The following is an 11,251-nucleotide window of genomic DNA, read 5'->3' as shown; positions in this document are numbered from 1 at the left end:
CATGGCCCAGAAGCCCGCCAACCAACTGCGCATCATCGGTGGCGACTGGCGCAGCCGGCGCTTCGCCTTTCCCGATGCCCTGGGCCTGAGGCCCACCCCGGATCGGGTGCGCGAGACCCTGTTCAACTGGCTGGCCGTGGTGACGCCCGGCGCCCGAGTCCTGGACCCCTTCGCCGGCAGCGGTGCGCTGCTGCTAGAAGCCCTCTCCCGCGGCGCCGGTCAGGCCCTGGCCTTCGACCTCAACGCCCAGGCAGTCAATGCCCTGCGCGGTCATCTGCAGACCCTGGGCTGCGCGCACGCCGAGGTACGCCAGACCGATGCCCTCCAGGCGCTGGCCAAGCCGGCGGAGACGCCTTTCGACCTGGTGTTTCTCGACCCGCCCTTTGGCAAGGACCTGCTGGAGCCGGCCTGCGCGGCGCTGGAAACCCAGGGCTGGCTCGCCGCAGACGCCTGGATCTACACCGAGAGCGAAACCCAGCCCTCCCGGCTGACCCTGCCCGCGACCTGGCAGCTGCACCGCGAGAAAAAGACCGGCAACGTCCACTACGCCCTCTGGCACCGCCAGGCGTGAGCGGCGCACCCTTTCGGCCGGCACGCTGGCTACCCGGCCCACACCTGCAGACCCTCTGGGGCTCGTTGTGGCGGCGTCTGCCGCCCATCACCCGACCACGCGAACGGCTGTGGCTGGAGGATGGCGACTTCCTGGATCTGGACTGGTACCACGCCGAGGACCCACGGGCGCCGCTGGTGCTGATCGCCCATGGGCTCACCGGCAGCTCCGGCTCCCACTATGTGCTCGGGCTGCAATTCGCCCTCGCCGCCCGTGGCTGGGCCAGCGTCGGCCTCAACTGGCGTGGCTGCTCCGGCGAGCCCAACCGCCTGCCGCGCGGCTATCACTCCGGCGTCAGCGACGACCTGGCGGCGGTGGTCCGCCACCTGCAGATCAGCCGCCCGGACGCACCGCTGTATGCCGTGGGCTTCTCCCTGGGCGGCAATGTCCTGCTCAAATACCTGGGCGAACACGGCGCGCAAAGCGGACTGAGGGCCGCGGCGGCGGTCTCGGTGCCCTTTCGCCTGGACCTCTGCGCCGATCGCATCGGCATCGGCTTCTCGCGTATCTATCAGCGGCACTTCATCCATGAACTGGCGCGCTACGTGCGCGACAAGCAGGCGCTGTTCGATCAGGAGCGCCACCCCGAGCAGCACGAGATCCTCGCGCGCCTGGGGCCGCCCGAAGGGCTCAAGACCTTCTGGGATTTCGACGACAAGTACACCGCGCCGCTGCACGGCTTTCGCGATGCCCAGGACTATTACCGCCAGGCTTCCAGCCGCTACTACCTGAGTGGTATCCGCATCCCCACCCTGCTGATCCAGGCCGAGGACGACCCCTTCATCGGCACCGACGCCTTGCCAGCACGCGCCGAACTGGCGCCCGGCACCCTGTTCGAGCGCCTGCCCCATGGCGGACACGTGGGTTTCATCGGTGGCACCTTCCGCCACCCCGATTACTATCTGGAAAGACGCATTCCCGACTGGCTGGTCAGCCAGCAGACCTCGCCATCCGGCCGATAAACGCCCACGGGTCGGCGATCCCGCCCCCTGTCGCCTTGGCCTCACCCCGCCCCTGAGCTACCATCCAAGCCCCAATAGCTTTGCCCCCAGGACAGCGTCATGAACCGAGTGCTATACCCCGGCACCTTCGACCCCATCACCAAGGGCCATGGCGATCTGGTGGAGCGCGCCTCGCGGCTGTTCGACGAAGTCGTGGTGGCGGTGGCGGCCAGCCCCAAGAAGAACCCCCTGTTTCCGCTGGAGCGGCGGGTAGAGTTGGCCAAGGCGGTAACCGCGCACCTGCCCAATGTCGAGGTGATCGGCTTCAGCTGCCTGCTGGCCAATCTGGTGGAACAGCAGAAGGCGACCATCATCCTGCGCGGCCTGCGCGCGGTGTCGGACTTCGAGTTCGAATTCCAGCTGGCCAACATGAACCGGGTACTGGCGCCTCAGGCGGAAAGCATGTTCCTGACCCCGTCGGAACATTATTCCTACCTGTCTTCCACCCTGGTGCGGGAGATCGCGGCCCTCGGTGGCGACGTGACCAAGTTCGTCCATCCCATCGTGCATCAGGCACTGCTGGAGCGTTTTGCGCCGGCAAGCTGATTAACCCCAAGGACTGTCGGGTGCAGCCGGCACGCGGATGGGGCAAAATGCGCGCCTGACTTTTGGATCGCTGCGCGTTCGCGTGGCGAGGAGCCGACGATGTCCCTCATCATTACCGACGATTGCATCAACTGCGACGTGTGCGAGCCAGAGTGCCCGAACGGCGCCATTTCCCAGGGCACGGAGATCTACGTGATCGATCCGAACCTGTGCACCGAGTGCGTGGGGCACTACGACGAACCCCAATGCCAGCAGGTCTGCCCGGTGGACTGCATCCCTCTCGACGATAACCACGTCGAGACCAAGGAGCAGCTGCACGACAAGTATCTGAAGATCAGCGGCCAACCTTAAGCAGCCAGGCCTGGCACCAGGGCCTATTCGGTACGACCGTACCCGCTCTGGGTGCAGCCGAGGCAGCGCACGAAGGCCGCCTTGCCAGGCTCGACCACCAGGGCCTTGCCGGCCTTGCCGATGTTACCGCCCGCGGCGGTGAATGGCAGGCTGACCACGAAAACCCCCGCCCCGATCACGGTGGCGGCGATCAGCAGCGGCCGCGCGATCAGGAGATCACCGATCATGGAAAAGGCGGCGGGAGCCTGGGCTTCACCGAACGCCTGGTCGGCGGTCTGATACTCGGTGACGTCACCCTGAGTCTGCTGCGCCTGCGCCGGCAGGACCTGCATCGTCAGGGCCAGCGCCAGCACGGCAGCCAGGCTACGGAACGGATTCATACGGCTGATCCCTTGCGCGGTTGTGATGGTGGTCCCTGAACTATAACAGGCCGCCCGCACTTGTCATGCGGGCGGTCCCCAGACGTCATTCGGCGCGGACGACCGGCTGCGGTGCGCGGCGGTAGGCATAGACCATGAGTGCGATACCGCCCAGCACCATGGGCACGCAGAGCACCTGGCCCATGGTCAGCCAGCCCCAGGCCAGATAGCCGAGCTGGGCATCGGGCACCCGCACGAATTCGACGATGAAGCGGAAAATGCCGTAGCAGAGTACGAACAGGCCGGACACGGCCATGGTCGGCCGCGGCTTGCGCGAGTACAGCCAGAGGATCACGAACAGCGCCACGCCTTCCAGGGCGAACTGGTAGAGCTGCGAGGGATGCCGCGGCAACTGGGCCGGGTCGCTGTAGGGCGGGAAGATCATCGCCCAGGGCACATCGGTAGGCTTGCCCCAGAGTTCGGCGTTGATGAAGTTGCCGATGCGACCGGCACCCAGGCCAATGGGCACCAGTGGCGCGATGAAGTCCATCAGTTCGAAGAAGCCCTTGTTGTGGCGCTTGCCGAACCACCAGACCGCCAGGATCACCCCGAGCAGGCCGCCGTGGAAGGACATGCCGCCCTTCCAGACCTCGAAGATCAGCGTCGGATTGGCGATGTACTCCGCCAGGTTGTAGAAGAGCACATAGCCGAGCCGTCCCCCGGCGATGACCCCCAGCGCCACCCAGAACACCAGATCCGACAGGGTTTCGCTGGTCCAGCGCGGATCGAAGCGATTGAGCCGGCGCTTGGCCAGCCACCAGGCACCGCCGATGCCCACCAGGTACATGAGGCCGTACCAGTGGATCTTCAGCGGCCCCAGCGACAGGGCCACCGGGTCTATTTGCGGATACGGCAGCATGGTGCCTCCTTGACAGGGATGAGAGTAGAAAATTGAGGCCGACGCCAGACAGCAAGGCGAGTGGATGCTTGAGCAGCCGCGGCGTTCAGCCCATCCAGGACGCTACCGAAGACGCTGCCCAGGGCCATCCGAGCGAACAGCCGCCAGCACACGGCGCCGAGCTGATGATGGGCGCAGACGAAAGGGAGCGAAGTGGAGACGCTGGTGGCCAGCGAGGCACCCACCGCCAGGTGGGCAGGGATGTGCGGATCGAGTTCCGTGGCGGTAGAACGGTAGGCCAGCACCGGCATGATGATCAGGCCGCCATTGCCTCTGATCAGACCGGCCAGCAACCCGACGCAGACGCCAGGCACCAGGAAGAGCAAGAGATCCATCATCACCTCGGGCGCAGGAGGCGGCATGGTACGCCGCTGCCTGCCCGGCGGAAAGCGGCCTTCCCGCCGGGCACGCTCAGCTCTGGACGCTGGCCGCCGGGTTGATCACCCGGCCCAGTCCGAGGTTACGCAAGGCCAGATGCAAGGCGCTGTGGATGACCTGGGGGTTGTCGATCTGGCGCATCTGCTGCACCAGCTCCCGGGCCTTCTCCAGGGTGACCTGGCGCAGCAGCCATTTCACCTTGGGCAGGTTAGTGGCGTTCATCGACAGGGTGTCGAAGCCCATGCCCATGAGCAGCACCGCTGCCGCCGGATCGCCAGCCATTTCCCCGCAGATGCTCACCGGCACCCCTTCGGCATGGGCGCCGTCGACCACCTGCTGCAGCGCCTGCAGCACCGCAGGGTGGAAGTAGTCGTAGAGATCGGCCACCCGCGGATTGTTACGGTCCACCGCCAGCAGGTACTGAGTCAGGTCATTGGAGCCCACCGAGATGAAATCCACCTGGCGCGCCAGATCGCGGGCCTGGTAGACCGCCGAGGGCACCTCGACCATCACACCCACGGGCGGCATGGGAATGTCGACGCCTTCGTCGCGTACTTCGCACCAGGCGCGGTGCAAGAGGTGCTGGGATTCCTCTACCTCGTGCACACCGGAGATCATCGGCAGCATGATGCGCAGGTTGTTCAGCCCCTCGCTGGCCTTGAGCATGGCGCGGGTCTGTACCAGGAAGATTTCCGGATGATCCAGGGTGACGCGGATACCGCGCCAGCCCAGGAAGGGGTTGTCTTCCTTGATCGGGAAATAGGACAGGGCCTTGTCACCGCCGACATCCAGGGTGCGCATGGTCACCGGCGCCGGATGGAAGGCGGCCAGCTGCTCACGGTAGATCGAGAGCTGCTCCTTCTCGCTGGGAAAACGCTCGTTGACCATGAAGGGGACTTCGGTGCGATACAGCCCGACCCCTTCGGCCCCGCGCTGCTGGGCACGGGCTACGTCGGCCATCAGGCCGGTGTTGACCCACAGCGGCATGCGATGGCCGTCGAGGGTCTCGCAGGGCAGGCTGCGCAAGGCGTCGAGGCCCTGGGTCAGCTGGCGCTCCTCCTCCACCACGTCGCCATACTGCTTGATCAGCGTCGGCGAAGGGTTGGTGAAGATCTCGCCGTGGTAGCCATCGACGATGAGGTCGATGCCGTCCACCTTGGAATACGGCAGGTCCACCGCGCCCATGACGGTGGGCACGCCCATGGCGCGCGCCAGGATGGCCACGTGGGAGTTGCCCGAACCCAGTACCGAGATCAGGCCGACCAGACGCCCCTCGGGCACCTCGCCCAGCATGGCCGGCGAGAGTTCCTCGCTGACCAGGATGGTGTTTTCCGGATAGATCAGGCAGGCCTGGTGCGCCTGTTGCAGATAGGCGAGCAGCCGGCGGCCCAGGTCCCGTACATCGGCGGCCCGTTCGCGCAGATAGGCGTCGTCCATCAGCTCGAAGCGCTGGACGTGCTCCATCACCACCTGGCGCAGGGCGCCCTGGGCCCACTGGCCACTCTTGATGATGGTGGTCACCTCGTTACCGAGGGCGGCGTCGTCGAGCATCATCAGGTAAACGTCGAACAGCGCCTGCTCTTCCTTGCGCAGCTGGGTGGACAGCCGCTTGGAGAGCGCCTTCATGTCCGCCCGTACGCCTTCCAGCGCGGTGCGGAACAGCTGCAGCTCGGCGTCGATGTCGGTCACGGTCTTGTCGGGGACCACTTCCAGGTCGGCTGGCGGCAGGACCACCACCGCCTTGCCGACGCCGACCCCGGGCGAGCCGGGAATGCCGACGAAGCGCGCTTCCTGGATACCCTTGCCCTGCCGATCCAGGCCACGAATGGTCCCGGTGGCCTCGGCATGGGCGATCACCCCGGACAGCTGGGCGCTCATGGTGACCAGGAAGGCTTCCTCGCCCTCGTCGAACTGACGACGTTCCTTCTGCTGCACCACCAGCACGCCCATGACGCGTCGGTGGTGAATGATGGGTGCGCCGAGGAAGGACGCATAACGTTCCTCACCGGTTTCAGCGAAATAGCGGAAGCGCGGGTGGCTGGCGGCGTCTTCGAGGTTGAGCGGCTCTTCACGCGTCCCGACCAGGCCGACCAGGCCTTCGTTGGGCGCCATGCTGACCCGGCCGATGGATTTCTTGTTCAGGCCTTCGGTGGCCATCAGCACGAAACGATTGGTATCCGGATCCAGCAGATAGACGGAGCAGACCTGCGACTGCATGGCCGCACGGACGCGCTGCACGATGATGGACAGTGCCGACCCCAGATCCTTGGCGGCATTGACCTCTTGGACGATCTTGCGCAGAACTGCAAGCATCTAGCGCCTCCGCAGCCGACGCCCGGCGGAGCCGCCGGCGTGCATCACGTGTCGTTCATCCTGCATGACCACAGCTTCTCCTCACCACTTTCGCACCGGCCGTACCGGTAATCAGGCCAGCAAGCGGGGTGCCAACTCCTTGAGCGCCCGCCGATAGACCTCACGCTTGAAGGTCACCACCTGGCCCAGGGGGTACCAGTAGCTTACCCAGCGCCAGCCATCGAATTCAGGCTTGCCCGTCACATCCATCCGCACCCGCTGCTCTTCCGCGGTCAGACGCAACAGAAACCACTTCTGCTTCTGGCCGATGCACAGCGGACGGCTGTGGGTACGCACCATACGCTGCGGCAGTCGATACCTCAGCCAGCCCCGGGTACAGGCCAGGATACGGACATCCTCGGGGCTCAGCCCCACTTCTTCGTTCAGCTCCCGGTACAGCGCCTCCTCGGGCGTTTCCCGGTCATCGATCCCACCCTGGGGAAACTGCCAGGCATCCTGGTTGATCCGGCGGGCCCACAGTACTTGGCCGGCATCGTTAGCGAGAATGATGCCGACATTGGGGCGAAAACCATCAGCGTCGATCACGGCTGCCACCCTTGAAAAATATCGTTGCCCGCATTGTTCCACAAAGCCCGACAGCCCAGCAATGCAAGCTCCGGACCGACCGGGGCGCGGCCGACCGGCGCAGGGTCCGGGGGAACGGCGCGGCCTGCAAAAGCCCGCATTATGGTGGCCGCTAGCTGAACATCGGCTTAAAGGCAGGCAATCGTCGCGCGCTAGCGAAAATGCCGCTGCACGGCCATGTAGACCGCCAGCGCCAGACCGATCCAGCCAACCAGCCAGAAATAGTCGAGATAGCCCAGCACCTGGCTCTGGCGGGTGACCAGGCTGGAGATCTGCGCCAGGGCGCTATCGGTACCGGTGGCCTGCCGATAGCGTTCCTCATAGGCCTGGTAGGTCTGGGCGTAGGGATTGACCGAGGCGCTGAGCACCGAGGCATGGAAGGCATCCCGCCATTGCAGGAAGACGTTGGACAGGACGATGCCCATGGGCATCACCAACTGCTGGGTCATGTTCTTGATCTGGTAGGCCTGGCTGAAATAGGCCGGTTCGACGCGCATGAAGGTGTACATGATGATCACCGCGAAGGTGCCGATCAGGTAGGTGCCATGCATCATCAGACCCGGCACCAGTTGCTGATAGAGGGGCACGTCGGCGTGCTGCCGCACCATCCAGAAGCCGTAGCCGGCCAGCAGCAGATAGCCCGCCACCAGGTACTTGCGAAAGCCGCCCCAGGGAAAGCGCTCGCGCAGCCGCACCGAGGTGATCATCAGCAGGGGCGCCAGACCGCACAGCCAACCGAGCGCCATGACCCCACCGGCGGTATAGACCGGCAGCTGCAGGCCGTTGACCACGTACTGGGGGATGATGAAGTTGTAGGCCCCGAGCAGGAAGTAGTTGAGCATCATGAACAGCATGCCGGCGAGAAACCCGGGGGTGCTGGCGTGCTTGAAGTCCAGAGTCGGCCGCGCGAGGCCTCGCTCGTAATAGACGTACAGCCCGAGGATGGCGACTCCCAACAGCAGCTCCAGCGCCAGCCATAGGCCGTCGCTGAAGAAGTCGAAGGCCAGCCGCTGGGTGGTGGTGGTCAGCAGCAGGCTGCCACCGGCCAGCAGCAACATGGACAGCAGCGAGGGGGCGCCGGAATTCTCCAGCGGATGGGAGCGTCGGGGTAGCGACAGCCAGGCACCTAGCGCGACCAACCCACAGGCCAGCGCCGGCACCAAGAAGATGGCGCGCCACTGATGGCCTTCCAGCAATTCCGCGGTGGTAAAGGAGGCCAGCGCACCCCCCAGGGGCACGCCCGAGGCAAAGGCACGAATGCCGGTCGGCAACTGGGGACCGGAGAAATACATCTGCACCAGTACCCGCGCCCCGGCAAAGAAGGTGGCGGCGCCGGCGCCCATCAGTACCCGACCGACGATGAAGGTCGGCAGGTCGCTCGCGACCAGGCAGCACACCTGGCCGACCAGGTGGATGCCGACGGCGGTGAAGATCAGGTTGCGATAGCCCAGGCGCTGGGCGAACCACTGGTGCGGGGCGCTGGTGACGATGACGGCGGCACTGTAGCAGGCGGTTGCCAGGCTGTAGCTGCGCTGGTCGATGCCCAGGCCGCCGTAGACATAGCGATTGGCCAGGGCGATGGAGAGATTGTCGAGAAAGTACACCAGCACCATGAGGGTGATGCTCAGCAGCAGCAGGCCGCGGTGATGGGGGCGATCGGTGTCGTCGGCGTACATGAAGACCCAGGGCTGGCACGAAGGGGGCCAGTCGTGGACCCTGCGTCTGGCATGGGGTTCAGAGACCGCGTTGTCGCAGTCTCCGCCAGGTGATGCGAATCGCGCCCTGGATCAGCCGGGCAGCAGCGCCCGCACCTCGGCGAGCATTTCGTCCGGCACCTCCAACCAGCCACGGGTGGTATTAAGAGCGCGCGCTGCATAGCGGCGCTGCGACGGCAAGCGGGCGCCCTGGGCCTCAATGCCGGCGAACAGCTGTTCGGCACGCTGCTGATAGTCGGCCACCGCCGCGCCGAGAAACCGCTGGGGATCGAAGGCCAGGATGAGTTCGCCGTGATAGGGCAATCCGCCCGCTCCGGCGTCGAAGGCCGAGGACTCCGGACTAGTGAGATCGCCGATCAGCGGTCCGGCGAGCAACTCGATCATGGCCGACAGCGCCGAGCCCTTGTGGCCACCAAAGGTCAGCATGGCACCCTCCTCCAGCACGGTGCGGGCATCGTTGCTCGGGGCGCCCTCGGCATCCACTCCCCAGCCCTCGGGCAGGGCCTTGCCGGCGCGACGATGCAATTCGATTTCGCCGCGAGCCACCGCACTGGTGGCGAAGTCGAAGACGAAGGGCTGCCCTTCCGGCCGTGGCCAGCCGAAGGCGATGGGATTGGTGCCGAACAGCGGCCGCCGCCCACCCGCCGGCGCGACATAGGCCTGGGTGGGATTGCACGCCAGAGCTACCAGGCCGCGGGCGGTGATGGCTTCCATTTCCACCCAGAGCGCCGAGAAATGCACGCAGTTGTTGATCGCCAGGGCCGCCAGGCCGCAGGTGCGCGCCTTGGCATCGAGCAGTGGCAGACCGGCGTGAAAGGCCAGCGGCGAGAAGCCACCCCCGGCATCGACCCGGACGATGGCCGGTGCCACGTCCTCGACGCGGGGAACGGCATCCGGCACCACCTTGCCGGCCTTCAGCGTCTTGACGATGCCCAGCAGTCGGTAGATGCCATGGGAGGCACAGTCATCGCGCTGGCCGGCCACCATCATGGCGGCGATGGCCGCGCCTTGTGGCTGACTGAAACCCTGGGCCGCGAGCACCTCCTCGGCCAGTTGCTGCAGCTCTTCCGGGGTCATCTGGGCCATGGCGGCGCTCCATCGGGAAAACCCCGACTATGCCGCAACCGGCCGCTACCCGCTCGTTCGACTTGGGAGCGGGCACGCCGATCCCGGCACAGTCAGCCCTGGTGGTAGCGTCCCGACAACTCGTGCACGGCTTCGATAAAGGCGCCGGCATGGGCCGGGTCCACCTCGGGAGTGATGCCGTGACCCAAATTGAAGACGTGACCGCTGCCCTGGCCGTAGCTTTCCAGGATGCGCCCCACCTCGGCACGGATGGCCGCCGGCTTGGCATAGAGCACGCTCGGGTCCATGTTGCCCTGCAGCGCGACCTTGCCGCCGACACGACGGCGCGCCTCGCCGATGTCGCAGGTCCAGTCCAGGCCCAGGGCCTCGGCACCGCTGTCGGCCAGGCTTTCCAGCCAGAGACCGCCATTCTTGGTGAAGAGGATCACCGGTACCCGCCGTCCTTCATGCTCGCGGATCAGCCCGGCCACGATCTTGCGCATATAGGCCAGGGAAAATTCCTGGTAGGCCGCGGCGGACAGGTTGCCGCCCCAGGTATCGAAGATCTGCACCGCCTGAGCACCGGCGCGGATCTGGCCGTTGAGGTAGGCGGTGACCGCCTGGGCCAGCTTGTCCAGCAGCAGGTGCATGGCCTCGGGGGTGTCGTAGAGCATGGCCTTGGCCTTGCGGAAATCCTTGCTGGAGCCGCCTTCGATCATGTAGGTGGCGAGGGTCCAGGGGCTGCCGGAAAAGCCGATCAGGGGTACCCGGCCGTCCAGCGCCGTGCGGATGGTGCGCACGGCGTCCATCACGTAGCCCAGGTCGGATTCCGCATCGGGAATCGGCAAGGCTTCGATGTCCGCCGGGGTATCGATCACCTTGCGAAAGCGCGGGCCCTCGCCGGTCTCGAAGTAGAGCCCCTGGCCCATGGCATCGGGGATGGTGAGGATGTCGGAGAAGAGGATGGCCGCATCCAGGGGATAGCGCTCCAGCGGCTGCAGGGTCACCTCGCAGGCGAATTGCGGGTTCTTGCACAGGCTCATGAAGTCACCGGCGCGGGCCCGGCTGGCGCGGTATTCGGGCAGGTAGCGCCCGGCCTGGCGCATCATCCACACCGGGGTGACGTCCACCGGCTGCTTGAGCAGGGCACGCAGGAAACGGTCGTTCTTCAGGGCAGTCATGGCGACATCCGGCAGCAAAAGTGCCGGCATTGTCGCAAAGCGGCTGGCAAAAGGCACGGCAGGGGGTCGTGCCTTTTGTCTATCGGGGTGATGGGGTGGTAGTTGTCTTCGCGAAATGGCAGCCGCGTGGAAATCGCTGTGCGGTTTTCC

12 protein-coding genes are annotated in these 11,251 nt (G+C 65.9%); 4 read left to right on the top strand and 8 right to left on the bottom strand.

Annotation, left to right across the window (positions count from 1 at the left end):
- Position 1: 1 nt before the first annotated feature.
- The 4 genes from rsmD to ACWPW1_RS03875 all read left to right on the top strand — a co-directional run bounded on the left by rsmD (position 2) and on the right by ACWPW1_RS03875 (position 2,508).
- Positions 2–571 (top strand): 16S rRNA (guanine(966)-N(2))-methyltransferase RsmD, encoded by a 570-nt coding sequence (rsmD, locus tag ACWPW1_RS03890; protein WP_454252401.1) that lies wholly within the window; start codon positions 2–4, stop codon positions 569–571.
- The gene (locus tag ACWPW1_RS03885) at positions 568–1,572 is read left to right on the top strand and encodes a hydrolase (RefSeq protein ID WP_454252400.1); all 1,005 of its coding nucleotides are present in this window, start codon (positions 568–570) and stop codon (positions 1,570–1,572) included. Before rsmD ends, ACWPW1_RS03885 begins: the two co-directional genes overlap by 4 nt.
- A gap of 99 nt (positions 1,573–1,671) precedes the next feature.
- Positions 1,672–2,157, top strand: a complete 486-nt coding sequence (gene coaD, locus ACWPW1_RS03880; protein ID WP_454252399.1) for a pantetheine-phosphate adenylyltransferase — start codon at positions 1,672–1,674, stop codon at positions 2,155–2,157.
- Between the two features lie 99 nt (positions 2,158–2,256).
- Positions 2,257–2,508, top strand: a complete 252-nt coding sequence (locus ACWPW1_RS03875) for a YfhL family 4Fe-4S dicluster ferredoxin (RefSeq protein ID WP_454252398.1) — start codon at positions 2,257–2,259, stop codon at positions 2,506–2,508.
- Between the two features lie 23 nt (positions 2,509–2,531).
- On the opposite strand, the gene ACWPW1_RS03870 is transcribed toward ACWPW1_RS03875, so the two are convergent.
- From ACWPW1_RS03870 to hemE, 8 genes are all read right to left on the bottom strand, one after another.
- Positions 2,532–2,888 carry a multidrug transporter gene (locus tag ACWPW1_RS03870; protein WP_271653850.1) on the bottom strand — a complete coding sequence of 119 codons (357 nt, stop codon included), beginning with the start codon at positions 2,886–2,888 and terminating at the stop codon, positions 2,532–2,534.
- A gap of 85 nt (positions 2,889–2,973) precedes the next feature.
- The gene (gene lgt / locus ACWPW1_RS03865) at positions 2,974–3,786 is read right to left on the bottom strand and encodes a prolipoprotein diacylglyceryl transferase (RefSeq protein ID WP_059313521.1); all 813 of its coding nucleotides are present in this window, start codon (positions 3,784–3,786) and stop codon (positions 2,974–2,976) included.
- Positions 3,765–4,187: a sulfite exporter TauE/SafE family protein gene (locus ACWPW1_RS03860; protein ID WP_454252397.1), complete on the bottom strand. Its 423-nt coding sequence runs from the start codon at positions 4,185–4,187 to the stop codon at positions 3,765–3,767. Before ACWPW1_RS03860 ends, lgt begins: the two co-directional genes overlap by 22 nt.
- Positions 4,188–4,236: 49 nt before the next feature.
- Positions 4,237–6,516, bottom strand: coding sequence for a phosphoenolpyruvate--protein phosphotransferase (gene ptsP, locus ACWPW1_RS03855; RefSeq protein ID WP_059313520.1), 2,280 nt, complete (start codon positions 6,514–6,516; stop codon positions 4,237–4,239).
- 111 nt (positions 6,517–6,627) lie between these two features.
- On the bottom strand, positions 6,628–7,101 hold the full coding sequence (locus tag ACWPW1_RS03850) for an RNA pyrophosphohydrolase (protein ID WP_059313519.1): 474 nt from the start codon (positions 7,099–7,101) through the stop codon (positions 6,628–6,630).
- A gap of 191 nt (positions 7,102–7,292) precedes the next feature.
- A complete protein-coding gene (locus ACWPW1_RS03845) occupies positions 7,293–8,816 on the bottom strand; it encodes an MFS transporter (RefSeq protein WP_454252396.1) in 1,524 nt (507 codons plus the stop codon).
- A gap of 111 nt (positions 8,817–8,927) precedes the next feature.
- On the bottom strand, positions 8,928–9,941 hold the full coding sequence (locus ACWPW1_RS03840) for an Ldh family oxidoreductase (protein WP_454252395.1): 1,014 nt from the start codon (positions 9,939–9,941) through the stop codon (positions 8,928–8,930).
- Between the two features lie 92 nt (positions 9,942–10,033).
- Positions 10,034–11,101, bottom strand: a complete 1,068-nt coding sequence (gene hemE, locus ACWPW1_RS03835; RefSeq protein ID WP_313649787.1) for a uroporphyrinogen decarboxylase — start codon at positions 11,099–11,101, stop codon at positions 10,034–10,036.
- Positions 11,102–11,251 lie beyond the last annotated feature (150 nt).

It is taken from the genome of Pseudomonas sp. Marseille-Q7302, assembly GCF_965111925.1.
Note: the sequence above shows the minus strand (reverse complement) of the source record. Positions and strands in the feature narration are given on the sequence as shown.